This window comes from Ectopseudomonas composti (genome assembly GCF_900115475.1).
In the GTDB taxonomy this organism is placed as follows: Bacteria; Pseudomonadota; Gammaproteobacteria; order Pseudomonadales; family Pseudomonadaceae; genus Aquipseudomonas; species Aquipseudomonas composti.
The window spans coordinates 89,473-116,429 of record NZ_FOWP01000003.1 but is presented as its reverse complement, the minus strand read 5'-3'; the positions used below and the strand labels follow the sequence as shown (position 1 = coordinate 116,429).

The window sequence follows — 26,957 nt, the reverse complement described above, 5'->3', positions numbered from 1 at the left end:
TCGATCTCCTATCGACTCAAGGGATACAGCAGCTCTTCCTTATAACCGGCCCAGACCCGCACCGCATCGGGAAAGGCGTCGTCCAGGCTCACGTCACCACTGTCGACCAGCAGCGGCCGCCCTTCCAGCGTCGCCAGCTTGCGCTTGGTCGCCACCACGCGCAGGCGCTCCAGGCCCACGGCGCGTAGCACGCGCGGGCTGATCTGCTGGTTGCCACGGCCGATGATATGGCCCTGACCGCCAATCGCGGTCACCAGCAGGTAAGTCGGGTGCCCATCGACCAGGCCGAACAGTTCGCTTTCGTTGACGTCACGCGCAATCACCTGCCCCGCTTCGATCACATCGACGCCCAGCAAGGTGGTTTCCAGCCCCAGATTCTGCGCTAGGCCGTGCAAGGTCGAACCGGGGCCGAACACGTAGCGCGCGTCCGGCTCCCACTCCGCCTCCAGCCAGGCGGCGAGATCGGCCAGCACCAGCTCTTCGGACTCCATACCGCCCTGCTTGACCGCCTGCACATAGCCGCCCTCGTGCGGCACGCACAGCTCGCCATACCAGCGCGCAGTCACACGACCTTCACGCAGGGCGTTCTCGTCGATATCCCGCACTTCGCCGCTGGCCAGTCGCACCAGGCCGCCATCTACCAGGCGCGCCGTCAGCTCGCCTGCTGCGCGCGGGCTGATGGCGTAGACGCCGGACTGGATCTTCACCCCAGCCGGAATGCCCAGCACCGGCTGCCCATCCCTGACAGCGGCGCAGACATCGCGCGCGGTGCCATCACCGCCCGCGAAGAGAATCAGGGCCACGCCGGCGTCCTGCAGTTGCTGCACCGCCTGGCGGGTGTCGTCTGCTGTGGTTGGCTGTGCGCCGAGTTGCCCCAGCAGGCGATGCTCAAAGCCCATCTGCGCCAAAAGATCGCCACCCATGGCGCCCGGATAACTGACGAACTCTATGCGCTCTTGCAGGGTCAACAACTGTTCAAGTGCGGTGCGCGTACGTTGTGCGGCCTTTGGCTCGACACCCAGAGCCAGCGCCTGCTCAGCCATGCCGTCGCTGCCCTTGAAGGCTGCCGGGCCACCCAGCCCAGCCAGTGGATTGATGATCAAACCGATATGAAAACGCGACATGAATTCCTCGTTCCATACAGGCTGGCATGCAGCCTGCAATACGACTTTCGCAATGTATTTTGTGACGGAGTTCCGCCGTCTTGGAATCTGTTTAAAGTATCGCGAGCTAGAGCCAGGCAAGGCGAAATCGGGCGAGGCACGGACTGGGCTCGCATTCGAGTTTACGAGTAGTAAATGAGCTTTCTGAGCCCGATTTCAACGCAGCATGGCCGACACGCAGCAAACTTTGAGCAGGTTCCTAATTGTCACCGCGCTTTCATCTGGATGTCCCAGACTGGCGCTCACCACTGATGAGGAGACAGGCCATGAGCTTGCAAGACAACGCCGCCCAATGCCCCGCTACCGCGCAACAGCAGGAGCCGGTGGGCGGTTTTATCATCGACGGCCAGGGCCGCGAAGTGCCGATTACCGAAGACATGATCCGACAGGCGTGTGACGACCTGGAAGAAAGTCGCCAACGCGCCAGCCAGCAAGCCTGAGCCTACCGCGCCAGGCACTCGACGCGCCTGGCGCGGCATGTCTTACTCGCTCGGCACCAGCTTCAACGACAGTGAGTTGATGCAGTAGCGCAACCCGGTCGGGCGTGGACCATCGGGGAACACGTGCCCCAGGTGTGCGTCGCATTTGGCGCACTTGACCTCGATACGGTGCATACCATGGCTATAATCGTCGAGGCTGGCGATCACCTCGTCGTTGATCGGCTGGAAGTAGCTCGGCCAGCCACTGCCCGAGTCGTACTTGGCGTCCGAATCGAACAGCGCCTCGCCACAGCAGGCGCAGTGATAGATGCCAGGGATCTTGCTGTCGTGATAAGCGCCGGTAAACGGCCGCTCCGTGCCACCCAATCGGCAGACATGAAACTGCTCGTCAGTCAGCTCTTCGCGCCAGCTATCCAGGGGTTTGTCGACTTTATCCACGAACGGGGTTCCTCCTCGGTAATGGGCGGTACACGGCGTTGCAGGCAGCACCAGAACCTGGCGTCGACCGCTGCGAAGGCAGGCGGTGCGCGACTACCCAGTCACTGTGCGCCCTGTGGCAGGCCAGAAAAAAGCCCGGCAGATACCTTTGCCGCGCTCAGAGCGCCACGTATGATTCGACCCCAGTCTGTCACCCGCGTTACAGGCTGCCAAGATTCCTCGTCGAGAGAATTTTGCAGCGTGTTTGCGCGGGCTCTCCTTAGCTCGGGACTCTTTACATGCAGGTCAGCAAATCGAACAAGCTCGCTAACGTCTGCTATGACATTCGCGGGCCAGTGCTCAAGCACGCCAAGCGTCTGGAAGAGGAAGGCCATCGCATCCTCAAGCTGAACATCGGCAACCCGGCGCCGTTCGGTTTCGAGGCGCCGGAGGAAATCCTCCAGGACGTCATCCGCAACCTGCCCACCGCTCAGGGCTACAGCGACTCCAAGGGGCTGTTCAGCGCGCGCAAGGCGGTGATGCAGTACTACCAGCAGAAGCAGGTCGAAGGCGTCACCATCGAGGACATCTACCTCGGCAACGGCGTATCCGAGCTGATCGTCATGGCCATGCAGGCGCTGCTCAACAACGGTGACGAGGTGCTGATTCCGGCGCCCGACTACCCGCTGTGGACCGCTGCCGTGGCGCTGTCCGGCGGCAAGCCGGTGCACTACCTGTGCGACGAGCAGGCCGGTTGGTTCCCCGACATCGCCGACATGCGCGCCAAGATCACGCCGAACACCAAGGCCCTGGTGCTGATCAACCCGAACAACCCCACCGGTGCGGTGTATTCCAAGGAAGTGCTGCAGGACATCGTCGAACTGGCGCGTCAGCACAACCTGGTGATCTTCTCCGACGAAATCTACGACAAGATCCTCTACGACGAAGCCGTGCACATCAGCACCGCCTCGCTGGCACCGGACGTGCTCTGCCTGACCTTCAACGGCCTGTCCAAGAGCTACCGCGTGGCCGGTTTCCGCTCCGGCTGGGTGGCCATCTCCGGGCCCAAGCACAGGGCGCAGAGCTATATCGAAGGCCTGGATATCCTCGCCAACATGCGTCTGTGCGCCAACGTACCGAGCCAGCATGCGATCCAGACCGCGCTCGGCGGCTACCAGAGCATCAACGACCTGGTGCTGCCCAACGGCCGCCTTCTGGAGCAACGCAACCGCGCCTGGGAGCTGCTCAACGACATTCCTGGGGTCAGCTGCGTCAAGCCCATGGGCGCGCTGTATGCCTTCCCGAAGATCGACCCCAAGGTTTGCCCGATCCACAACGACGAGAAGTTCGTCCTCGACCTGCTGCTGTCGGAGAAGCTGCTGATCGTCCAGGGCACCGCCTTCAACTGGCCGTGGCCGGATCACTTCCGTGTGGTCACCCTGCCCCGCGTCGACGACCTGGAGCAGGCCATCGGCCGCATCGGCAACTTCCTCAAGGGCTACAGCCAGTAAACCGGCATGGACCTGCAGATCGACGACTTCTACAAGGACGCCGCGAGCGGCCTGCTCATGCTCTATCAGGCCTTCCCACGCAAGTTGGCGCTGTACGTGGAAGACTTGATCGGGCGTGAAGAGCCAGACGAGTTCGGCCTCCCCAGCAAGCGCCACCAGGCCTGCCTGGGCGCCCTGCTGTGGCTGGCCGAAGAAGGTTATCTGCGTTTCGAATCAACCATCGCTTACGACGCGCTGGATCAGGCGGTGCTGACCGAAAAAGGTTTTCTGCGCCTGTCGCGCGCCATTCCTCACGCCCTGCGCGAAGGTGAAGTGTTGCCGCCGAGCGTGCGCCGGGTGCGTGCCACGCTGGCTTTTCAGCTGCGCGAAGCCCTCGCCCAGCAGCATGGCGAACGCACAGCCCGCCTCACTCGCCTGCTGTTCGAGAGCACGCTGCACGGCCAAGAGACATAGTTTGAAATAGTCGCCAGTTGAAAGCCCCTGTAGGGCGCCCTTATATAGCCGGCATTAGTAAAAGTCTTTCCCCGTGAGGAGTCCGTTCACACCATGATGCGCATTATGTTGTTCCTGGCCACCAACCTGGCGGTGCTGGTTATCGCCAGCATCACCCTCAAACTGCTGGGGGTCGATCGCTTCACCGGCCAGAACCATGGCAGCCTGCTGATTTTCTGCGCCGTGTTCGGTTTCGCCGGCTCGCTGGTCTCGCTGTTCCTGTCCAAATGGATGGCGAAGATGAGCACCGGCACGCAGATCATCACCCAGCCGCGCACCCGTCACGAACAGTGGCTGCTGCAGACCGTCGAGGAGCTGTCGCGCGAAGCCGGCATCAAGATGCCGGAAGTCGGCATCTTCCCGGCCTACGAGTCCAACGCCTTCGCCACCGGCTGGAACAAGAACGACGCACTGGTGGCCGTCAGCCAGGGCCTGCTCGAGCGCTTCTCGCCGGATGAGGTGAAAGCGGTATTGGCCCACGAGATCGGCCACGTGGCCAACGGTGACATGGTCACCCTGGCACTGATCCAGGGTGTGGTGAACACCTTCGTCATGTTCTTCGCACGCATATTCGGTAACTTCGTCGACAAGGCGATCCTGAAGAACGAAGACGGCCACGGCATCGGCTACTTCGTCGCGACCATCTTCGCCGAGCTGGTGCTGGGCATCCTGGCCAGCATCATCGTCATGTGGTTCTCGCGCAAACGCGAGTACAAGGCCGACGAAGCCGGTGCCCGCCTGGCCGGTACCGGCGCGATGATTGCCGCGCTGCAGCGCCTGCGCGCCGAACAGGGCGTGCCGGTGCAGATGCCCGACAGCCTGACCGCCTTCGGCATCAACGGCGGCCTGAAGAATGGCCTGGCTGGCCTGCTGATGAGCCACCCGCCGCTGGAAGATCGCATCGAAGCGCTGCGCCGCCGCGGCTGATCGACGCTGCACACGAAAAAGGCGACCTCCGGGTCGCCTTTTTCATTAGCCCTGCCGTATCAGCGACGCGCGAGGTGAAACACCACCTCCTCCACCGCCTCGAGCTGACTCTCGACAAAACGCGGGTTGCCGCTCAGCACATCCTTGCGCTCCACCTCACGCACCTCCCAGCCTGACGTGAAGCGCTGCGCGACCTCGGCGTCGGCGACCGAGAACGGCGGGCCATCCATGCGCTGCTGGTCGTACACCAGGGTCACCAGCAAGCCCTGGCAAGTCGGCGGCAGAATCGCCTGCAGGTGGGCAGCGTAGCGTTCGCGCATCTCCGTTGGCAGCGCGATCAACGCCGCGCGGTCATAGAACGCCAGGCAGTCGGCAACGTCCTCGCGGCTCAGGGCGAAAAAGTCGCCGCATAGTATCCGCAGCTTGCCCGCCTGATAGACCTTGAATGCGCCGTGCTGAGCGATCTGCGGCTGCACATCACGCTCGGCGAAGAAATCCTGCACCGCGCGCTCGGCCAACTCCACGCCGATCACGCTATGGCCCTGCTCCGCCAACCAGGCCAGGTCGAGGCTCTTGCCACACAGCGGCACCAGTACTGCCGCCTCCTCAGAGAGCCCGAGCCGAGCCCAGTGCCGGCGCAGATAGCCGTTGACCTTCTCCTGATGAAAGCCGATTTGGCTACGTGCCCAACGCTCCTGCCAGAACGCCTCTTGCATGGATGAAACCTCCACAAATTCGATAGGAATGCTCAACTATTTATGCTGGAAGTCGATAGGTCCAGCAACGAAGATGGCGACATCCTACTTCAGGAGCTGATCGCCATGCTGCCCTCACTGTTCATATCCCATGGTTCGCCCATGCTGGCCCTGGATCCAGGTGCCAGCGGCCCTGCCCTGGCCAGACTGGCCGCCGAGCTGCCCAGACCCAAAGCCATCGTGGTGGTGTCGGCCCACTGGGAAAGCCAGCGCCTGCTGCTGACGGCGGGCGAGCATCCAAAAACCTGGCACGACTTCGGTGGTTTCCCGGCTGCGCTGTATGCCCTGCAGTATCCGGCACCCGGCGCGCCAGAGCTGGCCGAGGAGATCGCCGGGCAATTGAACGACGCAGGCCTGCCGGCCGAGCTCGATGCTCAGCGTCCCTTCGATCATGGCTCCTGGGTTCCGCTGTCGCTGATGTATCCGCAAGCCGACATTCCCGTGCTGCAACTGTCGCTACCCAGCCGCATGGGCCCCGAACTGCAGACCCGCGTCGGCCGCGCGCTGGCCGATCTGCGCGGGCAAGGCATATTGCTGATCGGCTCTGGCAGCATCACCCACAATCTCGGCGAACTCGACTGGCGCGCCGGGCCGGACGTCATCACGCCCTGGGCCAAGGCGTTTCGCGACTGGGTGGTGGAAAAGCTCGAAGCGAACGACGAAGAGGCCTTGCACCATTACCGTCACCTGGCACCGAGCGCCGTACGCAATCACCCCAGCGACGAACACCTGCTACCGCTGTTCTTCGCCCGCGGTGCGGGCGGCACCTTCAAGGTTGAGCACAGCGGTTTCACTTACGGCGCGCTGGGCATGGATATCTATCGATTCGGTTAGCCGCTGCTTTTCACGCTGTCCCAGGCGATCTGCGCCAGTAGCTCACGGCACTCGCCCAGCTCGCTCTGGGTGCGGCCGGCCAGCCAGTTGCGCGCCAGATCATGCGTCGGGCCGATTACCACCGAGGCGAAACAGTCATCCGGCAGCGCCTTGAACAGCCCCTGCAGACGGTACTCGGTGAGCGCTGCAAGAATCTGCGCAAAATGCTGGCGATTGGCGTCGCGCAGGACATCGCCCATCTCTCCCGCTTCGACCCGACCGCGGCTGTGCAGGATGAAACGCGCCCAATCCGGATTGGCCACCACCCAGTCGATATAGCTGGTCACCAGCAACTTGACGCTGGCCTCGGCGCTAGCTGCGCTGGCAAATCCGCGCTGCAGCAGGTCGGCGTATTGCGCAGTGCCGGCCAGATAGAGCGCAGCGATGATCCGCTCCTTGTTGCCGAAGTGATGATACAGGCTGCCGATGCTCGCCCCCGAGCGGTCGCGGATCATCTCGATGGTGGTGACATCGACGCCGTGCTCGGTGAAGCAGGCCAGCGCAGCCTGCAGGATCTCGTCTTTACGCAATGGACGGGCCATGCCACTCCTCATGACTAGAATATTTTTCTAGAATAACTTTCTAATGCTCGTATACTGCCCCGGCGCGCGCTCATCTTCAATCGCCAATACGCAGGAGAAAGTCATGAGTCAGATGTTGCAGATGTTCCAGCAGGCCGGCGCTGCCCAGTTCAGCGCGATGATCGGCCAGGTCGCCCCTTACTTCGCCAGTATCGCTCCGCAAATGGTCGAGCTGCGTCCCGGCTATGCCGAGGTCAGCTTCGCCAAACGCCGCGAAGTGCTCAACCATATCGGCACGGTGCACGCCATTGCCCTGTGCAATGCTGCCGAGCTTGCCGCCGGCAGCATGACCGATGCGTCCATTCCTGCCGGTTGTCGCTGGATTCCCAAGGGCATGACGGTGGAATACCTGGCCAAGGCCGATGGCGATATCCGCACCGTGGCTGACGGCAGCAAGGTGGACTGGAGCCAGACCGGCGACATCAAGGTGCCGGTGATGGCCTACGTCGGCGACAAACCGGTGTTCCGCGCCGAGATCACCATGTACGTCAGCCAGGCCTGAAAATGCAGAGGCCCGTCATCGACGGGCCTCACTGCAATCAGTCCAGACGCACCAGAATGCGCCCGACCATGCCACCAGCCAGTATCCGCTCAATGGCCGCCGGCAACTCCGTCAGGCCAATTTCCTGGCACAGCGGCGCAAGGTCGAGCTTCCACTGCAGCGACAGCTTGTCCCACATCGACGCCTTGACCACCAGCGGCAGCTCCACCGAGTCCACCCCCAGCAGGTTGACGCCACGCAGGATGAACGGCAGGACGCTGGCCTGGAAGCCGACGCCAGCGGTCAGCCCGCAACAGGCCACGCTGCCGCTGTGACGCAGCGACTTGACCACGTTAAACAGGATGTCACCGCCCACGGTATCCACCGCGCCCGCCCAGCGCTCCTTGAGCATCGGTCGCTCGCTACCCTGTTGTAGTTCCTCGCGGCTGACGATCTCGTCGGCGCCCAGGCCACGCAGGAAATCGGCCTGCTCGGCCTTGCCGGTAGCAGCAGCCACGCGATAACCGAGTTGCTTGAGCAGCACGACCGCGATGCTGCCAACGCCGCCGGTAGCGCCGGTGACCAGCACGGTGCCGGACTCGGGGATAACGCCTGCCTGCTCCAGTTTGTCCACGCACAGTGCTGCAGTCAGGCCGGCAGTGCCGAGAATCATCGCCTCGCGTAGCGGCAGCCCCTGCGGGCGCTTGATCGCCCAGGCGGCCGGTACGCGAATGTACTGGCCAAAACCACCGGCGGTGTTCATGCCCAGGTCGTAACCGGTAACGATCACCTCATCGCCCACGGCAAACTCGGCAACGCTGGAAGCTTCGACCACACCCGCCGCGTCGATGCCGGGCGTATGCGGGTAAGCCCGGGTCACACCACGATTGCCGCTGGCGGACAGGGCATCCTTGTAGTTGAGCGAGGAATAGCGCACACGGATCAGCAGCTCGCCCTGCGGCAGTTGCTCGTCGTTGCGCTGGACCACTTCTCGCTGGAAAGCGCCATCGGCGCCTTCGCTGACCAGCAAGGCCTTGAACTCGGTCATCACCCTCTCCTCTTGTCGTGGTTCGCTGCTGCGCGTCGCGAGTCGCGTCGTGCAGCCCATCATGAACGAAGTGTTACCAGAAACGTTGCTGATTGAGCCGGCTCAACCAGGTCAGAACGAAGCGATCCGCCGCCATGCTGGCCGCCAATCCGACGCGTTCCTGCAGGCTTTTTTTCTGAGCGAAATGCAGATGGAACAGCTCCGCCTCAGCGGCGCGCTCGGCCAGGTACTGGTCGCTGGTCTTGAGCTCGTCCACCAACAGGCGCTCCTGCGCGGCCATACCCAGCCAGACTTCGCCGGTGGCAATGGCGTCGATGTCCAACTGCGGGCGGTAACGGGCGACGAAACCCTTGAACAGCTCGTGGGTGGTTTCCAGGTCTTCCTGAAACTTCTCCCGACCTTTTTCGGTGTTCTCGCCGAACACCGTCAGGGTGCGCTTGTATTCGCCAGCGGTCAGCACTTCGAAATCGATTTCGTGCTTCTTCAGCAGACGGTGCACGTTGGGCAACTGCGCCACCACGCCGATGGAGCCGAGGATAGCGAACGGTGCACTGAGAATCTTCTGACCGATGCAGGCCATCATGTAGCCGCCGCTGGCGGCTACCTTGTCCACGCACACGGTCAGCGGGATACCGGCGTCGCGGATACGCACCAGTTGCGACGACGCCAGACCGTAGCTGTGCACCATGCCGCCACCGCTTTCCAGGCGCAGCACCACTTCGTCCTCGGCCTTTGCCATGGACAGCAGCGCCGTCACCTCATGGCGCAGGTTGTCGGTGGCCGAAGCCTTGATGTCGCCATCGAAATCCAGCACGAACACCCGCGGCTTGCTCGGTGGCGCTTTCTTTTCCTCTTTGGCCGCCTTGGCCTCGGCCTTGCGCGTGGCCTTGAGCTGATCCTTGGACAGCACGCTGTGCTCCAGGCGCTCGCGCAGATCCTTGTAGAAATCATTGAGCTTCTGCACCTGCAACTGACCACTGCCGCGCCGCCCTTTGCCGCGTGTGGCAGCGATCACCACCAGCACCACGACGATGGCGACCACCAGGGTCAGGGTTTTCGCCAGAAAGCTGGCGTACTCGCTAAGAAACTCCACGGATCCCCCTTGGACAATGCAGCGGCGCCTGAGCGCCCAAAGGCCCAAGCATACCGGCGCAGCGGTTCACCGGCCAAGCACGGCGGCACCGTACAATGGCCATACGAGCAATTCAAACAAGCGTATGTTTTTTCGTTGACAGCCCCTGAGCTTCCTCATACCCTCGCGAAACATTCAACGTGCCGGGACCAATACGGACGTGGGCAGCATCTATCTGATTCGACATGGCCAGGCCTCATTCGGTGCAGACGACTACGATGTCCTGTCTCCCGTCGGCGTGCGCCAGGCCGAAGTGCTGGGCGAACACCTCGAACAACTCGGCATCCGCCTCGACCGCTGCGTCAGCGGCAGCCTGCGCCGCCAGCAACACACCGCCAACGCTGCCCTGCAGCGTATGAGCCAGGCGCCGGCGCTGGATATCGACGAAGCCTTCAACGAGTTCGATGCCGATGCGGTGATTCGCACCCTGCTGCCGGATCTACTACCGGAAGAACCCGAAGCCCTACATATCCTGCGCAACGGTGCGCAGAACCGCGCCGAGTTCCAGCGCCTGTTCGCCAAACTGATCCAGCGCTGGATTTCCGGCGAACACGACAAACCCGGCCTGCAAAGCTGGCAGGCCTATGTCGAACAGGTCGAAGGCGGCCTGCGGCGCATCCTCGAACAGGCAGGCAGCAAACAGAACATAGCCGTGTTTACCTCCGGCGGCACCATTACTGCCCTGCTCCGCCTGATTACCGGCGTACCGGCGGCAAAGGCCTTCGAACTGAATTGGCAAATCGTCAATACCTCGCTCAGCCAGCTGAAATTCCGCGGCAGCGAGGTGAGTCTGGCTTCCTTCAACAGCCATGTGCATTTACAGCTGCTGAAGGCGCCGGAGCTCATCACCTACCGATGAGCTCCAGCCCACTGCGGCCGCAAGGCTGCGCGAAAAAACCGAAAAAGGATAAGACCATGAGTGTTGCTGACATCGCCCAAACCATGCAGTCCAAGTTCAACGCCAGCGCCGCTGCAGGCCTGGATCTGGTATTCCAATTCAACATCGAAGATGGCGAGAACTACGCGCTGATCGTCAAAGACGGCACCTGCGCCCTCGAGCAAGGCGACAACCCGAACGCCAACGTGACCCTGATCATGGACAGCGAAACCCTCAAGGGCATCGTCAGCGGCGAAACAGACGGTATGCAAGCCTTCATGGCTGGCAAGCTGCGCGCCGAAGGCGACATGATGCTGGCGATGAAGCTGGGCGAACTGTTCCCGGTCTGATCGGCGAGCTGCGCGCAAAACACGAAACCGGAGTCCTGCACTCCGGTTTTTTATTGCCTGCGCATAGGTAAACGGCCCAGGTCGAAGATGGCTGATCAGGCAGTTTGATCGAGGTGCAACACGCCCGCCTATAACGGCGCGTATTGCTTGTGACAGCCAGGGTGCAGCATTAGATTAGCCAATTATCTGGGGCACCCATCATAAGTAGAAGGGATAAGCATGGCGCTCACTGACCAATCCACCCGCATCCGCACCGGCGAAGAACTCGATGCTGCCGTCATCGACGCTTACCTCAAAGACAACATTCCGGGCCTCAGCGGCGAGGCCAAGATTAGCCAGTTCCCGGGCGGTGCTTCGAACCTGACCTACCTGATCGAATACCCACAGCAGGAATTCGTCCTGCGTCGCCCGCCGTTCGGCCACAAGGCCAAGTCGGCGCACGACATGGGCCGCGAGTACCGCATTCTCAACCAGCTCAACGCCGGTTTCCCCTACTGCCCCAAAGCCTACGTGCACTGCACCGACGAATCGGTGATCGGCGCCGAGTTCTATGTGATGGAGCGGGTCAAGGGCATCATCCTGCGCTCGGAGATGCCGGCAGAGCTGAGCTTCAGCGCCGAGCAGACAGGCGCGCTGTGCAAGAGCTTCATCGACAAGCTGGTGGAGCTGCACAACGTCGATTACAACGCCTGCGGCCTGGGCGACTTGGGCAAGCCCGAGGGTTATGTCGAGCGCCAGATCAAGGGTTGGAGCGACCGTTACCAGAAGGCCTTGACCCCGGATGCGCCAACCTGGGAACCGGTCAAGGCCTGGCTCAACGACAAGATGCCGGCCGATCACCACAAACCTGGCATCGTGCACAACGATTACCGCTTCGACAACGTGATCCTCGCCCCGAACAACCCGATGCAGATCATCGGTGTGCTCGACTGGGAGATGACCACCATCGGCGACCCACTGATGGACCTGGGCAACACCCTGGCCTATTGGATCGAAGCCGGCGACCCGGCTCCGGTGCAACTGATGCGCCGCCAACCGAGCAACGCGCCAGGCATGCTCACCCGCCAGCAGTTCGTCGACTACTACGCCGAAAAAGCTGGCATCAAGATCAACAGCTTCGATTTCTACTACACCTATGGCTTGTTCCGCCTGGCCGGCATCGTGCAGCAGATTTACTACCGCTTCTACCACGGCCAGACCCAGGACAAGCGCTTCGCCCAGTTCATTCACATGAACAAGCTGCTGGAGCAGATGTGCCTGCAGGTCATCGGCAAATCCACTCTCTAACCCCGGGGTAATCACAATGTCCAAGACCCAACTGTTCGACCTCGACGGCAAGATCGCCTTCGTTTCCGGTGCCAGCCGTGGCATTGGCGAGTCCATCGCCAAGCTGCTGGCCCAGCAAGGCGCGCACGTGATCGTCTCCAGTCGCAAGATCGACGGCTGCCAGGCCGTGGCCGATTCCATCACTGCCGAAGGTGGCAAGGCCACCGCCATCGCCTGCCACATCGGCGAGATGGAGCAGATCACCAGTGTCTTCGCGCAGATCAGGGAACAGTTTGGTCGTCTCGACATCCTGGTCAACAACGCCGCAACCAACCCGCAGTTCTGCAACGTGCTGGACACCGACCTCTCCGCCTTCCAGAAGACCGTCGACGTGAACATTCGCGGCTACTACTTCATGTCCATCGAAGGCGGCAAGCTGATGAAGGAAAACGGCGGCGGCTCGATCATCAACGTCGCCTCGATCAATGGCGTCTCGCCGGGCGAGTTCCAGGGCATTTACTCGGTGACCAAGGCCGCGGTGATCAGCATGACCAAGGTGTTCGCCAAGGAGTGCGCGCAGTTCGGCATTCGCTGCAACGCCCTGCTGCCAGGCCTGACCGACACCAAGTTCGCCTCGGCGCTGGTGAAGAACGACGCCATCCTCAAGCACGCCCTGCAGCGTATCCCGCTCAAGCGCGTGGCCGATCCAAGCGAAATGGCCGGCGCGGTGCTGTACCTGGCCAGCGAAGCTTCCAGCTACACCACCGGCGTAGCGCTCAACGTGGACGGCGGCTTCCTCTCCTGAGGTCGACGGCATAAACGACAAAGGCACCTTGCAGGTGCCTTTTTTGTAGGGTGTGTCCCGTGCGTACTGCAGTTTGTAGGGTGGGCCGGGCGGCGCTTTAGCCCACCAATGAAGGTCGCGGTGGGCTAAAGCCCACCCTACGCCACCGAAGCGAACGCCAAACTTCGCTCCACCCTCTCCCGCCCTTCGGGCACCCTCTCCCGCAAGCGAGAGAGGGTCATCAGATGGCCCCAGGCGGCCGCTACCAATCCTTCAACGCTGCTTCGGCGGCGGGATTCATCGGTTCGGCCAGCAGGCCGGTCGGCGTCAGGCTGACGCTGTAGACGGCATCGGCGGCAATCGGCAGATAGGTCACTCGCAGCGCCTGCGGGTCAAACAGCAGCAAATCACGCTGGCTCAGGCGCAACCAGCGCCACAAGTCCACCCCGTAGGGGCTTTCGGCCAACTGCACACGACCGTGCTGCGCCAGCGCCTGCTGCTCGATGGCCAGAAACCGCCCGGACAAACGCTCCAGACGGTAACCCGGCTCCAGGCCGATCAACTCGGCCAGGCCTTTCCAGCGAATCAGCCGCCCATCGAGCTGCCACATGTCGCCTTCCAGAGTGACTGTACGCTCACGCCCTCCTTCGAGCAGCGTCACCTGATAACGCTGCGGGCCATCGGCCTTGAAGCTCAGCGTCACCAGCGGCTTGCCCGGCTGCAGTGGTTCGTAGGCATACAGGTCGTACGCCACCAGGCCGACCAGACCAGCCAACGCGAGAAATGCCAGACCACAAGTGCCACGCAACCAGCCGAGGAACCAGCCCGTATTGAGCAGAATGCGCAATGCCACCAGCAGCGCCAATACGGCCAGCAGCGCCACGGCCCAGGCCAACCCGTCGTATTGCATCGATTGCGTTCCTTCTCTGACGAAATCCCGGCATTATGCGCAGCTCTCCACACGACGAACAGCCAGCAGGCTGCGCATTCGCCCACAAGTCGACACTTTCCTATGCCTTTCGCTCTCGAGCTCGCCATCGACCCCAGCACACTCGCCATTCTCGCGCTGGTCGCGTTCATTGCCGGCTTCATCGACGCCATCGCCGGTGGCGGCGGCCTGCTGACTATTCCGGCTCTGCTCACCGCAGGGCTACCGCCACATCTGGTGCTGGGCACCAACAAGCTGTGCGCCACCTTTGGCTCGGGCACTGCTGCGCTTACCTTCTACCGGCGCAAACTGTTCGACCCCAAGCAATGGCGCAACGCGCTGTTGGCGACCCTGATCGGCGCTCTACTCGGCGCCGTCATCGCCCACTGGATGCCGGCTGCCTGGCTCAACCAGATGCTGCCGGTGATTGTCTTCGGTTGCGGTCTGTATCTGCTATTCGGCCGCATGCCGGAGGCACCGGCCGAACACGACCTGCCGATCGCCCGCGGCCGTCAGTGGCCGCAAGGACTGGGCCTCGGGCTCTACGATGGCGTGGCAGGCCCGGGCACCGGTGCCTTCTGGACGGTCAGCAGCCTGCTGATGTACCCACTCGATCTGGTACGTGCCAGCGGCGTAGCGCGCACCATGAATTTCGTCAGCAACGCGGCTGCCCTGGCAGTATTTATCGCGTTCGGCCAAGTGGCCTGGGTGCTCGGCTTGAGCATGGGCGCGGCACTGATGGTCGGCGCCTTTCTCGGCGCACGCACGGCGATCAAGGGCGGCTCGAAATTCATCCGCCCGGTGTTCATCACCGTGGTGTTGGCACTGACCGCACGCCTGGTCTGGCAGCACTGGTTTGGCTGAATCCGGCAGGCCATCCAGGGTCGTGTAGGAGCGGCTCTAGGCCGGCAACGTAGGCTCGGGCAAGCCCAGACGGCGCGCAACGTAAAGATCGATCAGGTGACGAGCGATGGAGCGCGACGCCGGCAGCGGCGGCAACTCATCGACACGGAACCAGCGTGCATCCTCGATTTCGTCTTCCTGCATGACGATCTCGCCACTGGCGTACTCGGCATGAAACCCAAGCATCAATGAATGGGGGAACGGCCAGCCCTGGCTGCCGATGTATTGCAGGTTCTTCACCTCCAGGCCAACCTCCTCACGCACCTCGCGCGCCACGCAATGTTCCACCGATTCGCCCGGTTCGACGAAGCCGGCCAGGGTGCTGTAGACGCCGGTGACGAAGCGCGGTGAACGCGCCAGGAGAACTTCGTCACCGCGCGTGACCAGCACGATCATGCTCGGCGAAATACGTGGGTAGTGCTGCGATTCGCAGCTGTCGCAACGCATCGCCCGCTCACCCGGCAGTTGCCGGGTCGGCGCGCCGCAACTGCCACAGAAACGATGCTCGGCGTACCAGGTGCCAATCTGCGCGGCGTAGGCCAGCATGCGGAAGGTTTCTGCGTCGCCCTGCAGCATGAACTGGCGCAGGCTCTGCCAGGTGCAGCCGTCCAACATCGCCGAGGGTTTGAGTTGCAGCAGGTAAACGGCATCGTCACCGAAATGACCGATACCCTGCTCGCCAATAATCGGCAGGTCCTGGCGCTTGATCCAGTCACGCGGAAATAGCACGCCATTGCTGTCGGCGAGAAAATGCTGCTGGTTGTAGAGCAGCGCCCAGCCGCCTGGCTGAGCAGGATCGAGAAAGGTATTGCGCCAGACCATCAGGCCGCCACCGGCATACCCAGCGCCTTGACGCTTTCCTCAGCCAGGTCGAGCACGCTAGGACGGGTTTCCGGACGCATCACCGCGCCAGCTTCCAGGTAATACTCAAGGCTGCTGAGGGCGTCAGCCAGGGTTTCCAGCATCTGCTCCGACGGCATCTGCCCGGTCTCGAGCATGCGCGTCTGGATATAGTCGGCGCAGGCCCCGACCAGCATCGCGGCACGGCGCTGCTCAAGGAACCAGAGGCCACCACGCACCGCCTGCAGACTGAACGGCACGTTGGACAGGTGCATCTTGTCGCCACCCGACTCCAGATAAGCGGTAATGGCGCGCTTGGCCAGAGCCAGACCAGCCTGAGCCTCGTCGACCACGACGATGCGCGCCTCGTTGAGCTGATGAATGGCGAAGGAATCGGCTTCGTTACCCGGCTCGACCACAGCAGGCCGGGTGTCGCGCCCTTCGCCACGTTCCAGACTGGCCACCATGCCTTCGACATACAGCACGGCATCGGCCAGCTTGTGCAGCTGCTGCGGCTGCGGTGGCACGTCCTCGCTCCAAGCAGCGACCTGCGGCAACTGCGCGCTTAGCGAGTTGCCTGCGGAGTTCAGACCGACCATGCCGAGTGTCTTGGCCAGCTTGCCCAGCAGCGCATGCAAGGTGCCCAGGGTTTCCCCCTGCAAGGTGCCGCGCTCGAGCAGGTCGAGCATGTCCTTGACGCTGGCCAGCTCTTCGCGAATCGCCGTGGATAGCGAGCGCATCACCGCCTTGCCCGGCCCAGCGAGTCGCTGGTATTCCTCTTCCAGCAAGTGGTCGGTGAACGGCAGCGGCGTAAGCCCGAATACTTCGCGCATGGCGCTGGCATGCGGGCCATGGCTATCGGCGAGCGCGACCAGATACAGCAACTCCTTGAGCAAGCTGCGCGGCGCTTCGTACTGCGGGCTACCTAGCATCAGCTTGAGCTCGCGATCTACCCGCGAGAACAGCTGCTTACGCGATTTGCGCGGCAGCAATTGCCCATCACACTGCGCCTCAAGGGCAGCAGCGCCTATCCAGCACATGCGCCCACGCGGCTCATTGGCGAACAGGCTGTCGAGACGCGCCATGGCGCGCACCATCAACTTGAGGCTGGCCTGCGGATTCTGTTCACGGATAAAGCCCAGCAGCCCGACCTGGTACATATGGCGCAGGCGTTTGCCTTCGCTCAGCTTGGCAGCACCATCGAGCGGCTGGGTCGCAATGTGCGGTCGGGCGTGATCCAGGCGCACGCTGAAGAAGAAACTTTCCGGCAGAGGCTGTTGAGCGCCAGCCTGGCGCAGATCGTTGATCGCTGGCAGCAACAGCTCGGGCATTTCCTGGCGGTGAGCGTCGACGTTTTCCAGGTAGCGACGCAGCACATGCAAGGCATTACTCAGCGCCGACAGCTGCGCGTCGCGCTCTTCGCCAGCACCGGCAGGGATGTCAGTAGCCTGATCCAGCACTTCCTGAGCCAGCAACTCGGCGCCGGCCAGCTCGATCAGATTGAGCGTACCGCGCACCTGATGCAGGCTTTCTACTGCCTGTTGCAGCAGGCTGCCGTTGTGCCGCTCGGCGATGAACTGCTCCAGGCTCTGCTCGGCCTCTTCCATTGTGACGAACAGCTCGTCGCGCACCAGATTCAGGGATGTGGCTCCACTTACCATGCTCTAGGCCTCGCAGCGAACATCAGCAAATACGGCATCAGTCGGCAAACTCCGGCTTCTGCTTGGTCATGTGCGCCGCCATGGCCAGGCGCAGGTCTTCCGACTGCAACATGGCGGCATTCCAGGTGGCGATGTATTCGAGACCATCGTCGACCCGGTGATCGCGCATATAGCGAATCATTTCCTTGGTGCCGCGCACCGCAATCGGCGACTTGGCGGCGATCTCCGCAGCCAGCTCCATCACCCCGGCCAGCAGCGCCTCCTGGGTTTCGTAGGTGCGATTGACCAGGCCGATACGGGCGGCTTCATTACCGTCGATGTTGCGCCCGGTGAAGGCCAGCTCACGCATCATGCCATCGCCGATGATGCGCGGCAGGCGCTGCAGGGTGCCAACGTCGGCGGCCATGCCCATGTCGATTTCCTTGATCGAGAACTGCGCATCGACCGTGGAGTAGCGCATGTCGCAAGCGCTGATCAGGTCAATGGCGCCACCGATGCAATAACCCTGAATAGCCGCCAGCACCGGCTTGCGGCAGTTGTCGACGGCGTTGAAGGAGGCTTGCAGCTCGAAAATCTTGCGGCGTAGCGCTGTGGCATTTCGGCCGACATCCTTGCCCAGCTGGGCGCCGACCGAGGCCAGCAGCATCAGATCAATGCCCGAGGAAAAGTGCTTACCCGCGCCGGAAAGCACCACGACACGGACCGCGTCGTTGTCATCGACCCATTGGAAGATCTCGATGATCTCGCGCCAGAAGTCGGCATTCATGGCGTTGATCTTTTCCGGACGGTTGATCTGCACATGGGCGATCTTGTCCGCCAACTCGACGTGGAAGGCTTTGTAGTCGGACATGGCAGGCATCCTCAGCAGCGCGGTAATTATTTTGTGATTAATAACCGAGCAACTATAACAAGCACGGCATAAAAGTCGATGCTTGTCACCGTGATGCAGAACACACCCCAGAGGTTATCAACTGCTTTGAATATCAGAGATAAGAGATTGATCTGTCGAGGATCTTGCGCCTCGACAGATCTGCACCCGATTCACTCCACCAGGCAATCGACGCAGTACTCACCCGCTTCGGTTTGCAGGCCGTGCACGTCGATATCGAAACCCGGGAAGGCCTGGTCGAAGGTTCGAGCGAATGCCAGGTAGTCGAGGATCGAGCGTGTCGCCGCGGTGAAGCGCTCGCCTGGCATGATCAGCGGAATGCCCGGCGGGTAAGGTACCAGCATCACGGCGGCGATACGCCCCTGCAATTGCTCGATGGGCACTGCCTCCACTTCGCCGCGCACCAGGCGGTCGTACGCATCAGCTGGCTTGATCGCCAACTCGGGCAGCGCCGTGTACATGCTTTTCAGCGCCTTGGCCGTGGCGTTTTCGCGATAGCAGCCGTGCAGCGCGTCACACAGGTCGCGCAGGCCCATGCCCTGATAACGACCCGCGCCGGCCTGGGCAATGGAAGGCAGCACGTCCACCAGCGGCAGGTTGGCATCGTAGCTGCGCTTGAACTCCAGCAACTCGGTCAGCAGCGTGCTCCACTTGCCCTTGGTGATGCCCATGGAGAACAGCACCAGGAAGGAATACAGGCCGGTCTTTTCCACCACCAGGCCGCGCTCCCAGAGGAACTTGCTGACCACCGCAGCAGGAATGCCCTGCTGTTCCAGCTTGCCGGCCGCGTTGAGGCCCGGCATCACCAGGGTGACCTTGATCGGATCGAGCAGCACGTAATCGTTGGCCACTTCGCCGAAGCCGTGCCAGTCGGCATCCGGCTGCAACACCCAGTCGGCGGTCGACAGACTGTCGGCGCCATCGGCGGCGCCCGGTTGCCAGATGCTGAACCACCAGTCCTCGGCACTCAGATTACGGCGCACGTTGGCCAGCGCACGACGGAAGCTCAGCGCCTCGTCGAAGGTTTCCTGAATCAACGAACGCCCTGCCGGCCCTTCCATCATCGCCGAGGCCACGTCCAGCGAAGCGATGATGCCGTACTGCGGCGAGGTGGAGATGTGCATCATGAAGGCTTCGTTGAAGCGATCACGATCCAGCTGACGCTGCCCGCCATCCTGCACGTGAATCATCGAGGCCTGGCTGAAGGCCGCCAGCAGCTTGTGCGTGGAATGGGTGGTAAACACCAGCGGCGAGCGCTCGTCGTACTGGGTGCCCATTCCGTAGCGGCCAGCATAGAACTCGTGAAACGCCGCGTAGGCGTACCAGGCCTCGTCGAAATGCAGCACCTCGACCGAGTCGCCCAAGGCCTGCTTGACCATCTCGGCGTTGTAACAGAGCCCGTCGTAGGTGGAGTTGGTCACCACCGCCAGTTTGACCTTGGGCGCCCGGCCGCGCGCCAGCGGACTGGCGTCGATCTTGGCCTGGATCGACTCGCGGCTGAATTCGGAGAGCGGAATCGGCCCGATGATGCCCAGTTCGTTGCGCTCGGGGCACAGATACAGCGGAATCGCGCCGGTCATGATGATCGAGTGCAGGATCGACTTGTGGCAGTTGCGATCCACCAGCACCAGGTCATCGCGACCGACCATCGAATGCCAGACGATCTTGTTCGCCGTCGAGGTGCCGTTGATCACGAAGAAGGTGTGATCGGCGCCGAAGTTACGCGCTGCGCGGGCCTCGGCCTCGGCCAACGGGCCAGTGTGATCGAGCAGCGAGCCCAGTTCCGGTACCGATACCGACAAGTCGGAGCGCAGGGTGTTCTCGCCAAAGAACTGGTGAAAGGCCTGCCCCACCGGGCTTTTGCGGTAGGCCACGCCACCGCCATGGCCGGGCGTGTGCCAGGAATAGTTGGATTGCGCGGTGTGCTGCACCAGCGCCTTGAAGAACGGCGGCAACAGACCATCGAGGTAGTTGTGCGCCGCGCGCGCTACCTGCCGGGCCAGGAAGGACACGGTGTCTTCGTAGAGGTAGAGGATGCCACGCAGATGGTTGAGATCGGCCATCGCCTCGGCCGGCGCATTCTCGATGGTGACCTGTTCGCCCAGGGCGAAGATCGGCAGTTGCGGCGCCCGCACCCGCGCCACGCGGATCAGCTCGACCATGTCCTGCAACAGCCGACTGTTCTCGCCCGCGCCTTCGGCGGCGACCAGGATGCAGGCCAAGCCATGGTGGGTGGACGCGACGATACGCCCCTCTGCCGCACTGGCGGTGGGCAGAATGCTAAAGCCGTCCTGGGTGAGTTCCTGCGCGATGGCGCGCACGCGATCACCGGCCACGGTATCGGCCTTGATGTCGCGGTGCACGATTAGGACGGGAAACTTGAGATCTTTATACATTGTGACGTCCTGAAGGCTGGCAGGCTTGGCCTGCCCATCGCCTCAGGTTAGAGGCTCCCCCTGATCGGCGGAACCCCCTGTGCATCACGCTATAAGAAAAGGTCGCAATTGCGCTGTTCGGTTATTCCGGCGCTTTTTCCAGCTGTGCCCACAGCGATGGGCCGCCAGCGGATTTTTCGATCACGGCCAGGCGCGCCATGTGCGCTGCGAGTTCGTCTTCGCTGGCGCGAATGACACGTGTGCGCGGGCGCGATGCGTCCAGACGGCGGATCGGCGTGGCCTGTTGACGCCCGCTGCCATCACCATCGGAGCCTTCACCGGCCAGAGACAGATTGGTCTGCCCGCCAGTCATCGCCAAGTAGACGTCGGCGAGAATCTCCGAGTCGAGCAAGGCGCCGTGCAGTTCGCGGTTGGAGTTATCGACGCCGTAGCGCTTGCACAGCGCATCGAGGCTGTTGCGCTGCCCCGGATGGCGCTCGCGCGCCATCATCAGGGTATCGAGTACCGAGCAGTAATCGCTGACGTCGGCGCGCTCGCTCTGCCCCAGCAAGGCGAACTCGTTGTTGATGAAGCCAACGTCGAACGCCGCGTTGTGGATGATCAGCTGCGCGCCCTTGATGAATTCATAGAACTCATCAGCGACTTCCTTGAAGCGCGGCTTGTCAGCAACGTATTCGTTGGTGATGCCGTGAACCGCAATGGCGCCTTCGTCGATCTCGCGATCCGGGTTGAGATAGACATGGAAGTGACGCCCGGTCAGACGCCGCCCCATCAATTCGACACAGCCGATCTCGATGATGCGGTGCCCATCGGTGACCGGCATGCCGGTGGTTTCGGTATCCAGCACCACGTAGCGTCTGACGGTGTTATCGGTTGTCACGCCCTTGCCTCTCTCATCTATCCGGGTTGTCGCACATTAAAAGCGCGACATCTTAACTCAGCGGGTGCACCAAGGCTCAGCGCGCAGAGCGCACCTCGTCGACACCGCGATTGGCCAACTGGTCGGCGCGCTCGTTGCCAGGGTGGCCGGTATGCCCGCGTACCCACTGCCAGCTCACCTGATGGCGATTCACTTCCTCATCCAGTTTCTGCCAGAGGTCGGCGTTCTTCACTGGCTCTTTAGAGGCAGTCTTCCAGCCGCGCTTCTTCCAGTTCGGCAGCCACTCCTGGATGCCCTTCATGACGTACTGCGAGTCGGTCACCAATTTGACCGTGCAGGGTCGGGTCAGCGCAATCAGGCCGGCAATCGCCGCCATCAGTTCCATGCGGTTGTTGGTGGTATTGAGGTCTCCGCCCCACAACTCCTTTTCTGCTCCCTTGTACACCAGCAGCGCCCCCCAACCGCCGGGGCCAGGATTGCCTTTGCAGGCGCCGTCGGTGTAGATCACCACATCATCGGTTTCAGACATTCATAAACTCTGTACGGATTGGTTTGGCCAGGGCCTGGCCTGCAGCAAACTGCAAATCAGTTGTCGAGGTCACGCCGGCTGACCTTGGCCACTGGCATCGGCAGCAGCTTGCCCATCGGTTCACGCCGCGACTGCCGTAACGGACGCAAACCAACCACCAATTTGCGCGCCACCAACAGGTAAACGCCAGCGCCTGGCAACTGCCAGGCATCGCCCCAGCCCTCCATTCGCCGCAGGCGCATTTGCCAGGCCAGCGAAGCGAGCGGCGGACGATAGCACCCGAACCGGCGTTTCTCCAACGCAAAGCCCAGCAAGCTGAGCCAGTCCCCAACGCGATTGGGGGCGATACAGCGCGCCTTGGCCAGTCCATCTCGGGCGAACAGACGACGCACACCCCAGGTACTCCAGGGGTGGATGCCGAGAATCAACAGATGCCCGCCCGGCCTGACACTGCGCGCCGCTTCGCGCAACAGGCCGTGGGGCGACAGGCTGAAATCCAGGCCGTGCTGCAACACCACCACGTCTGCAGCATGCTCGCCCAGAGGCCAGGCCTGCTCCTCACAGACGATCTGCACACCGGGCATCGGCGCGCCGAGGCGCACGTTGTGCTGGATCTGCCCGGCCTTGGGCGGGCCTTCGGCATTTGGCCCGTAGCTCACCAGATAGCCACCAAAAAAACGCGCCAACTCCTCTTCCAGCAAGCGCTGCTCTTCTTCCAGCAACAGTTGTCCGAGCGGGCCGGCAAGCCAGTCTCGCGCCTCGCCGATGAGCTTGAGCCACTCCGGGTCGGCCTGGGCGAATGCCTCGTCAGTCATCGCTGCCTCCACATGACAGGTTCTGCATGTCCTGTCTAAGATGCACCTTTATCACCAGCTTAGCGACCCGCAATGATCCAGATCGACGCGCTGCCCGCCTTCAATGACAACTATATCTGGCTGCTGCAAGACGCCGGCAGCAAGTGCTGCGCCGTGGTCGATCCCGGTGATGCGGCGCCGGTCATGGCCTGGCTGGAGGCTCATCCCGGCTGGATGCTCAGCGATATTCTGATCACTCATCATCACTTCGATCACGTCGGCGGCATCGAAACGCTGAAAAAAGCCAGCGGCGCACGTGTCCTCGGCCCAGCAGCGGAAAAGATCCCGGCGCGCGACGTCGACCTGAAGGATAACGACGAGATCGAGGTGCTCGGCCTGCGCTTCCAGGTCATGGCCGTACCTGGTCACACCCTCGGGCACATCGCCTACTACCACGCGCAGCAGCACCTGCTGTTTTGTGGTGACACCCTGTTCGCAGGCGGCTGCGGTCGCCTGTTCGAAGGCACTGCGCAACAGATGCATCAATCACTGAGTCGCCTCGCGGCCTTGCCCGCCAGCACGCTGGTGTACTGCACCCACGAATACACCCTGAGCAATCTGCGCTTCGCCCACGCTGTCGAGCCGGACAACAAGCACTTGAACGAGCGCCTGACCGAGGTGACCCACTGGCGCGAAGAGGGTCGCATCAGCCTGCCATCAAGCATCGAGCTGGAATTGGCCACCAACCCGTTCCTGCGCACCAGCGAGCCGTCGATCATCGCTGCGACCAAAGGACGCGACGACCGGCAGTCGAGCGAGCCAAGCGCCGTATTCGCTAGCCTGCGTGCCTGGAAAGACACCTTCTAGTCGCTGAGAAAAAGGTCGACGGGCCCGCAAAAGACCTGTTCCAGACTGGCGAAAACTTGACCACCCCCGGCCTGATTCCTAGAATCGCCCGATCTTTTCGCCGGGACATACACCTCACCCAATGCCTTCATCATTACGCAAGCCATTGAATATAAAGGCATTGGCGCGAGACGCCCGGGCGCTCGCAGTGATGTGCTGCATGACCCTGGCCGGCTGTCAGAGCCTGCCCAGCGACACCCCGGATCGCTCCACCGATACCTCTCGCGCCATCGGCCTTGAACGTGAACCAGAATGGCTCAGCAGTGAAGCCAAGCCGCGCGAATACGGCGATATCTGGGAGCGAGTGCGCGACGGTTTCATGCTGCAGGATGAAATTGGCATCAACCCGCGCATCGAGCGCGTGCGCCTCTGGTATGCCAGCAATCCAAAGCACGTCGACACCGTCAGCGAACGCAGCGCACCTTATATTCACTACATCGTCGAGCGGCTGGCAGAGCGCGGTATGCCGATGGAACTGGCACTGCTACCGGTCATCGAAAGCGCCTACGACCCACAGGCCTACTCATCGGCCCACGCGGTCGGCCTCTGGCAGTTCATCCCCTCTACCGGCCGTCACTACAACCTGCGCCAGACCAACTGGTATGACGGCCGCCGCGATGTGACCGCGTCAACCCAGGCCGCGCTCAACTATCTCAGTCGCCTGCATGAAATGTTCAACGGTGACTGGCTGCTCGCCCTGGCTGCCTACAATGCCGGTGAAGGCCGCATCAGCCGCGCGATCGAACGTAACGAGAAACTCGGCCTGCCCAGTGATTACTGGAACCTGTCGCTGCCCAAGGAAACCGAAGACTACGTGCCCAAACTGCTGGCGCTGTCGCAAGTGATCCTGACCCCGGAAGCCTACGGCGTAACGCTCTCGCCAATCGCCAACGAGCCCTACTTCGAGCAGATCGCGATCAAGCAGCATATGGACCTGGCCCGCGTCGCCAAACTGGCCGACCTGGACGAACAGGAGCTGCTGCAACTCAACCCTGCCTACAAACGCGGCATCACCCTCGACGGCCCGCAGCACCTGCTGGTGCCGACCGAGAAAGCCGAGATGCTCAGCGCCAACCTGGCACTGATGAAACCGCAGGAAATGGTCGACTGGCAGAGCTACACCGTGCGCTCGGGCGACAGCCTGCACGCCATCGCCAATCGTCATCATCTGTCAGTGAACATGCTCAAGGACGTCAACCGTCTGAGCGGCAACAACCTGAGCATTGGCCAGGTGCTGACGATTCCCGCCAAGCCCGGCGCGCAACCGAGCGAACCGCTGTATCAACAACGCACCGTCGCCCAAAGTACGAGCACGCGCACCTACCAGGTAAAGAACGGCGACAACCTGTGGCAGATCGCTCGCGCCAATCAGGTCGCGGTGCATGACCTGAAGCGCTGGAACAAGCTGCAGGGCAATCAACTGAAAGTCGGCCAGGTGCTCACGCTGGCAGCCGCCGAGAGCGGCGCGCGCGTCGCCAGCAGCACTCGAAGCAGCGCCAGCTCGCGCGACAAGGCCACTTACTACCGTGTGCAGCATGGCGATTCGCTGTACGTGATCGCCAAGCGCTTCAAGATCGACCTCAAGCGCCTGCAAGCCTGGAACCCGCGCACCAATGCCCTGCGCCCAGGGGAGATGCTGACCCTCTACCTGCCCTGATCAGCGCTTGCTGATCGCCTCTAGGCAACGCCCCGTCAGTTGAGTGAAGCGCTGAAACGCCACGAATTGCTCATGCCGCAGCGCTCGCCCGGACAATCGACTGTCGGCGTAGAGCACACCGATCTCCCGCGTACCCGCGATGATCGGTGCGATGAAGAACATGCCACCGCCCAGACTGCGCCGAATCGGCTGGGTCACCAGCTCGGCCAGGTTGTAGCTGGCGGGCACGCCCATCCAGATCGCCTCGCGATGGCGCAGCGCATAACTGAAGATATGCGGCTGCTCCGCCTGTTCGGCCGGCAGCACGAAATCCTCCAGCCAGTGTTGAGTCTTTTCACCGATCACCCGTTTGGCGCGAAAGCGGCTTTGTCCTTCAGCCAGCACGGTAAGCATTACCCGCTCCAGGCCGGCGCCGCGGTGCAGGCCTTTCAGCAGGGTATCGAGCACCAGGCCGACATCCGCTCTGGCACTGATCATCAAGCCGAGATCCTGCAGGGCCTGCTGCATCGCCAGCAGGTCCGGCTGCAACAAGCGCGCAATGCGCGCCTCCTGCTGCTGGCGAATCTGCTCGGGGTCGGTGTTGGGGATCAGCCGGCAAAGCTTGCTGGCACCGAAGGTCGAGGCGACCTTGACCGCCTCGTCGGCGCTGGCCAGCACCTGCTGCAGGGCTTCTTCCGGTGTCAGCCCAATAAAGGTGGCCACCTTGCCCAGCGCGCTCTCCATCTCCGCGCAATCCCAACCATCTAGCGCAGCTTCACTGATACGCACGCCCAACTGCACCGCGTACGCTGCCGGATCATGCGCACTGGCGCCGACCTGCGCCAGGCTGGCGGTCTCACCCAGACTCCAGCTTTTCAGCAGTGCCTGGGTCAGTTGCCGGAAGCTGGTACCGAGTATGTCGCGCACGGCCTCATCGACATCGACACCGGGACGTTCGAGGGCATCGGCCAGCTCGTCGGCCTGGGCCCCGCCGCAGCCCCAGAACGCGAGCTCGCCCAGGTGATGAAGCAACGCCGCGATAAATACCTCTTCGGCATGCCGGGCAATCACATAGCTGGCCATGTTGCGTGCCTGCACGGCAGCATGGAAGGAACGTGCGAGCAGCGTCTGCAGCTGCTCACGTGGCGCGCGGGTGAGCAGACCGTCGATCAGGCTGACGGAAAGACAGATCAGGCGAACGTTGTCGAAGCCGATCAGCACGATGGCCCGCGAAATGGTCTTGATGGCTTCCTGCGAGGGGTTGTAGTAGACGCTATTGGCGACCCGCAGCACCTTTGAGGTCAGCGCAGCATCACGCAGCAACACATCAGCCAGTTGCTGTACCGATGCAGACTCCTGCTGCGCCAGGCGCTGCAGATCCTGCACCACCGAGGCCAGCGCAGGCAGCTCGGCCTGGTTGAAGCGATCAATCCATGACTGCAGACCATGGCTATGTTCAGACAAAGCTCGTACCCTCGTGACGTCTGCTGCAAGTGTA

At 62.4% G+C, this 26,957-nt stretch carries 28 protein-coding genes; 13 read left to right on the top strand and 15 right to left on the bottom strand.

Features of this window, described 5'->3' with window-relative positions; genetic code table 11:
* Positions 1-8: 8 nt before the first annotated feature.
* Entirely contained in the window at positions 9-1,124 is a 1,116-nt protein-coding gene (locus BM059_RS06740) for an ATP-NAD kinase family protein (protein WP_074937564.1), read from the bottom strand.
* 305 nt (positions 1,125-1,429) lie between these two features.
* Here BM059_RS06740 and BM059_RS25365 point away from each other — a divergent pair, with 305 nt between their 5' ends.
* On the top strand, positions 1,430-1,603 hold the full coding sequence (locus BM059_RS25365; protein ID WP_167364560.1) for a PA1571 family protein: 174 nt from the start codon (positions 1,430-1,432) through the stop codon (positions 1,601-1,603).
* 42 nt (positions 1,604-1,645) lie between these two features.
* Here BM059_RS25365 and msrB read toward each other — a convergent pair whose 3' ends face one another.
* Entirely contained in the window at positions 1,646-2,041 is a 396-nt protein-coding gene (gene msrB / locus BM059_RS06735) for a peptide-methionine (R)-S-oxide reductase MsrB (protein ID WP_037000846.1), read from the bottom strand.
* Between the two features lie 278 nt (positions 2,042-2,319).
* Between msrB and BM059_RS06730 the strand changes: the two genes are divergently transcribed.
* The 3 genes from BM059_RS06730 to htpX all read left to right on the top strand — a co-directional run bounded on the left by BM059_RS06730 (position 2,320) and on the right by htpX (position 4,950).
* Positions 2,320-3,531, top strand: a complete 1,212-nt coding sequence (locus BM059_RS06730) for a pyridoxal phosphate-dependent aminotransferase (RefSeq protein WP_037000845.1) — start codon at positions 2,320-2,322, stop codon at positions 3,529-3,531.
* Between the two features lie 6 nt (positions 3,532-3,537).
* Positions 3,538-3,984, top strand: coding sequence for a hypothetical protein (locus BM059_RS06725; protein WP_074937562.1), 447 nt, complete (start codon positions 3,538-3,540; stop codon positions 3,982-3,984).
* 93 nt (positions 3,985-4,077) lie between these two features.
* Positions 4,078-4,950 (top strand): protease HtpX, encoded by an 873-nt coding sequence (htpX, locus tag BM059_RS06720; RefSeq protein WP_037000842.1) that lies wholly within the window; start codon positions 4,078-4,080, stop codon positions 4,948-4,950.
* 59 nt (positions 4,951-5,009) lie between these two features.
* Here htpX and BM059_RS06715 read toward each other — a convergent pair whose 3' ends face one another.
* Positions 5,010-5,666 (bottom strand): thiopurine S-methyltransferase, encoded by a 657-nt coding sequence (locus tag BM059_RS06715; protein WP_074937561.1) that lies wholly within the window; start codon positions 5,664-5,666, stop codon positions 5,010-5,012.
* A gap of 105 nt (positions 5,667-5,771) precedes the next feature.
* Here BM059_RS06715 and BM059_RS06710 point away from each other — a divergent pair, with 105 nt between their 5' ends.
* Positions 5,772-6,539, top strand: a complete 768-nt coding sequence (locus BM059_RS06710) for a DODA-type extradiol aromatic ring-opening family dioxygenase (protein WP_074937960.1) — start codon at positions 5,772-5,774, stop codon at positions 6,537-6,539.
* Here the strand turns inward: BM059_RS06710 and BM059_RS06705 are convergent.
* The gene (locus BM059_RS06705) at positions 6,536-7,120 is read right to left on the bottom strand and encodes a TetR/AcrR family transcriptional regulator (RefSeq protein ID WP_074937559.1); all 585 of its coding nucleotides are present in this window, start codon (positions 7,118-7,120) and stop codon (positions 6,536-6,538) included. The genes BM059_RS06710 and BM059_RS06705 overlap by 4 nt on opposite strands.
* 103 nt (positions 7,121-7,223) lie before the next feature.
* Here BM059_RS06705 and BM059_RS06700 point away from each other — a divergent pair, with 103 nt between their 5' ends.
* Positions 7,224-7,661 (top strand): hotdog fold domain-containing protein, encoded by a 438-nt coding sequence (locus BM059_RS06700; protein ID WP_074937557.1) that lies wholly within the window; start codon positions 7,224-7,226, stop codon positions 7,659-7,661.
* A gap of 37 nt (positions 7,662-7,698) precedes the next feature.
* On the opposite strand, the gene BM059_RS06695 is transcribed toward BM059_RS06700, so the two are convergent.
* Positions 7,699-8,688, bottom strand: coding sequence for a YhdH/YhfP family quinone oxidoreductase (locus BM059_RS06695; protein ID WP_074937556.1), 990 nt, complete (start codon positions 8,686-8,688; stop codon positions 7,699-7,701).
* A 73-nt stretch (positions 8,689-8,761) separates the two neighbouring features.
* Positions 8,762-9,781: a protease SohB gene (gene sohB / locus BM059_RS06690; protein ID WP_074937554.1), complete on the bottom strand. Its 1,020-nt coding sequence runs from the start codon at positions 9,779-9,781 to the stop codon at positions 8,762-8,764.
* A gap of 199 nt (positions 9,782-9,980) precedes the next feature.
* Here sohB and BM059_RS06685 point away from each other — a divergent pair, with 199 nt between their 5' ends.
* The 4 genes from BM059_RS06685 (at position 9,981) to BM059_RS06670 (ending at position 13,118) form a co-directional block, all read left to right on the top strand.
* A complete protein-coding gene (locus BM059_RS06685) occupies positions 9,981-10,679 on the top strand; it encodes a histidine phosphatase family protein (RefSeq protein WP_074937552.1) in 699 nt (232 codons plus the stop codon).
* A 56-nt stretch (positions 10,680-10,735) separates the two neighbouring features.
* Positions 10,736-11,047, top strand: coding sequence for an SCP2 sterol-binding domain-containing protein (locus BM059_RS06680; RefSeq protein ID WP_003459932.1), 312 nt, complete (start codon positions 10,736-10,738; stop codon positions 11,045-11,047).
* A 219-nt stretch (positions 11,048-11,266) separates the two neighbouring features.
* Positions 11,267-12,334, top strand: coding sequence for a phosphotransferase family protein (locus tag BM059_RS06675; protein WP_074937550.1), 1,068 nt, complete (start codon positions 11,267-11,269; stop codon positions 12,332-12,334).
* Positions 12,335-12,350: 16 nt separating this feature from the next.
* A complete protein-coding gene (locus BM059_RS06670) occupies positions 12,351-13,118 on the top strand; it encodes an SDR family oxidoreductase (RefSeq protein ID WP_074937547.1) in 768 nt (255 codons plus the stop codon).
* A 241-nt stretch (positions 13,119-13,359) separates the two neighbouring features.
* Here the strand turns inward: BM059_RS06670 and BM059_RS06665 are convergent, their stop codons facing one another.
* Positions 13,360-14,007 carry a hypothetical protein gene (locus BM059_RS06665; protein ID WP_055985706.1) on the bottom strand — a complete coding sequence of 216 codons (648 nt, stop codon included), beginning with the start codon at positions 14,005-14,007 and terminating at the stop codon, positions 13,360-13,362.
* Positions 14,008-14,109: 102 nt separating this feature from the next.
* On the opposite strand from BM059_RS06665, the gene BM059_RS06660 reads away from it, so the two are divergent.
* Positions 14,110-14,889 carry a TSUP family transporter gene (locus BM059_RS06660; protein WP_037000830.1) on the top strand — a complete coding sequence of 260 codons (780 nt, stop codon included), beginning with the start codon at positions 14,110-14,112 and terminating at the stop codon, positions 14,887-14,889.
* Between the two features lie 36 nt (positions 14,890-14,925).
* Here BM059_RS06660 and nudC read toward each other — a convergent pair whose 3' ends face one another.
* The 7 genes from nudC to BM059_RS06625 all read right to left on the bottom strand — a co-directional run bounded on the left by nudC (position 14,926) and on the right by BM059_RS06625 (position 22,938).
* A complete protein-coding gene (gene nudC, locus BM059_RS06655; RefSeq protein WP_074937545.1) occupies positions 14,926-15,750 on the bottom strand; it encodes an NAD(+) diphosphatase in 825 nt (274 codons plus the stop codon).
* Positions 15,750-17,429, bottom strand: a complete 1,680-nt coding sequence (locus BM059_RS06650) for a FimL-related protein (RefSeq protein ID WP_074937543.1) — start codon at positions 17,427-17,429, stop codon at positions 15,750-15,752. Before BM059_RS06650 ends, nudC begins: the two co-directional genes overlap by 1 nt.
* A 37-nt stretch (positions 17,430-17,466) precedes the next feature.
* On the bottom strand, positions 17,467-18,279 hold the full coding sequence (locus BM059_RS06645) for a crotonase/enoyl-CoA hydratase family protein (protein WP_037000827.1): 813 nt from the start codon (positions 18,277-18,279) through the stop codon (positions 17,467-17,469).
* A gap of 191 nt (positions 18,280-18,470) precedes the next feature.
* Positions 18,471-20,714 carry an Orn/Lys/Arg family decarboxylase gene (locus BM059_RS06640; RefSeq protein ID WP_074937541.1) on the bottom strand — a complete coding sequence of 748 codons (2,244 nt, stop codon included), beginning with the start codon at positions 20,712-20,714 and terminating at the stop codon, positions 18,471-18,473.
* A gap of 121 nt (positions 20,715-20,835) precedes the next feature.
* Entirely contained in the window at positions 20,836-21,594 is a 759-nt protein-coding gene (gene dnaQ, locus BM059_RS06635) for a DNA polymerase III subunit epsilon (RefSeq protein ID WP_037000824.1), read from the bottom strand.
* 76 nt (positions 21,595-21,670) lie between these two features.
* Positions 21,671-22,123 carry a ribonuclease HI gene (rnhA, locus tag BM059_RS06630; protein ID WP_037000823.1) on the bottom strand — a complete coding sequence of 151 codons (453 nt, stop codon included), beginning with the start codon at positions 22,121-22,123 and terminating at the stop codon, positions 21,671-21,673.
* A gap of 56 nt (positions 22,124-22,179) precedes the next feature.
* A complete protein-coding gene (locus BM059_RS06625) occupies positions 22,180-22,938 on the bottom strand; it encodes a class I SAM-dependent methyltransferase (protein ID WP_074937539.1) in 759 nt (252 codons plus the stop codon).
* A 72-nt stretch (positions 22,939-23,010) separates the two neighbouring features.
* Here BM059_RS06625 and gloB point away from each other — a divergent pair, with 72 nt between their 5' ends.
* A complete protein-coding gene (gene gloB / locus BM059_RS06620; protein WP_074937538.1) occupies positions 23,011-23,784 on the top strand; it encodes a hydroxyacylglutathione hydrolase in 774 nt (257 codons plus the stop codon).
* Positions 23,785-23,905: 121 nt separating this feature from the next.
* Positions 23,906-25,480: a LysM peptidoglycan-binding domain-containing protein gene (locus BM059_RS06615; RefSeq protein WP_037000820.1), complete on the top strand. Its 1,575-nt coding sequence runs from the start codon at positions 23,906-23,908 to the stop codon at positions 25,478-25,480.
* On the opposite strand, the gene BM059_RS06610 is transcribed toward BM059_RS06615, so the two are convergent.
* Entirely contained in the window at positions 25,481-26,923 is a 1,443-nt protein-coding gene (locus tag BM059_RS06610; RefSeq protein WP_244154386.1) for an HDOD domain-containing protein, read from the bottom strand. It abuts the gene before it with no gap.
* Positions 26,924-26,957: the final 34 nt, after the last annotated feature.

What these genes read in the sequence shown, in the direction of transcription:
- BM059_RS06740 (WP_074937564.1), bottom strand. Translation starts at nt 1,124, where the DNA reads ATGTCGCGTTTTCATATCGGTTTGATCATCAATCCACTGGCTGGGCTG.
- BM059_RS25365 (WP_167364560.1), top strand. Translation starts at nt 1,430, where the DNA reads ATGAGCTTGCAAGACAACGCCGCCCAATGCCCCGCTACCGCGCAACAG.
- BM059_RS06730 (WP_037000845.1), top strand. Translation starts at nt 2,320, where the DNA reads ATGCAGGTCAGCAAATCGAACAAGCTCGCTAACGTCTGCTATGACATT.
- BM059_RS06725 (WP_074937562.1), top strand. Translation starts at nt 3,538, where the DNA reads ATGGACCTGCAGATCGACGACTTCTACAAGGACGCCGCGAGCGGCCTG.
- htpX (WP_037000842.1), top strand. Translation starts at nt 4,078, where the DNA reads ATGATGCGCATTATGTTGTTCCTGGCCACCAACCTGGCGGTGCTGGTT.
- BM059_RS06715 (WP_074937561.1), bottom strand. Translation starts at nt 5,666, where the DNA reads ATGCAAGAGGCGTTCTGGCAGGAGCGTTGGGCACGTAGCCAAATCGGC.
- BM059_RS06710 (WP_074937960.1), top strand. Translation starts at nt 5,772, where the DNA reads ATGCTGCCCTCACTGTTCATATCCCATGGTTCGCCCATGCTGGCCCTG.
- BM059_RS06705 (WP_074937559.1), bottom strand. Translation starts at nt 7,120, where the DNA reads ATGGCCCGTCCATTGCGTAAAGACGAGATCCTGCAGGCTGCGCTGGCC.
- BM059_RS06700 (WP_074937557.1), top strand. Translation starts at nt 7,224, where the DNA reads ATGAGTCAGATGTTGCAGATGTTCCAGCAGGCCGGCGCTGCCCAGTTC.
- BM059_RS06695 (WP_074937556.1), bottom strand. Translation starts at nt 8,688, where the DNA reads ATGACCGAGTTCAAGGCCTTGCTGGTCAGCGAAGGCGCCGATGGCGCT.
- BM059_RS06680 (WP_003459932.1), top strand. Translation starts at nt 10,736, where the DNA reads ATGAGTGTTGCTGACATCGCCCAAACCATGCAGTCCAAGTTCAACGCC.
- BM059_RS06675 (WP_074937550.1), top strand. Translation starts at nt 11,267, where the DNA reads ATGGCGCTCACTGACCAATCCACCCGCATCCGCACCGGCGAAGAACTC.
- BM059_RS06670 (WP_074937547.1), top strand. Translation starts at nt 12,351, where the DNA reads ATGTCCAAGACCCAACTGTTCGACCTCGACGGCAAGATCGCCTTCGTT.
- BM059_RS06665 (WP_055985706.1), bottom strand. Translation starts at nt 14,007, where the DNA reads ATGCAATACGACGGGTTGGCCTGGGCCGTGGCGCTGCTGGCCGTATTG.
- BM059_RS06660 (WP_037000830.1), top strand. Translation starts at nt 14,110, where the DNA reads ATGCCTTTCGCTCTCGAGCTCGCCATCGACCCCAGCACACTCGCCATT.
- nudC (WP_074937545.1), bottom strand. Translation starts at nt 15,750, where the DNA reads ATGGTCTGGCGCAATACCTTTCTCGATCCTGCTCAGCCAGGCGGCTGG.
- BM059_RS06650 (WP_074937543.1), bottom strand. Translation starts at nt 17,429, where the DNA reads ATGGTAAGTGGAGCCACATCCCTGAATCTGGTGCGCGACGAGCTGTTC.
- BM059_RS06645 (WP_037000827.1), bottom strand. Translation starts at nt 18,279, where the DNA reads ATGTCCGACTACAAAGCCTTCCACGTCGAGTTGGCGGACAAGATCGCC.
- BM059_RS06640 (WP_074937541.1), bottom strand. Translation starts at nt 20,714, where the DNA reads ATGTATAAAGATCTCAAGTTTCCCGTCCTAATCGTGCACCGCGACATC.
- rnhA (WP_037000823.1), bottom strand. Translation starts at nt 22,123, where the DNA reads ATGTCTGAAACCGATGATGTGGTGATCTACACCGACGGCGCCTGCAAA.
- BM059_RS06625 (WP_074937539.1), bottom strand. Translation starts at nt 22,938, where the DNA reads ATGACTGACGAGGCATTCGCCCAGGCCGACCCGGAGTGGCTCAAGCTC.
- gloB (WP_074937538.1), top strand. Translation starts at nt 23,011, where the DNA reads ATGATCCAGATCGACGCGCTGCCCGCCTTCAATGACAACTATATCTGG.
- BM059_RS06615 (WP_037000820.1), top strand. Translation starts at nt 23,906, where the DNA reads ATGCCTTCATCATTACGCAAGCCATTGAATATAAAGGCATTGGCGCGA.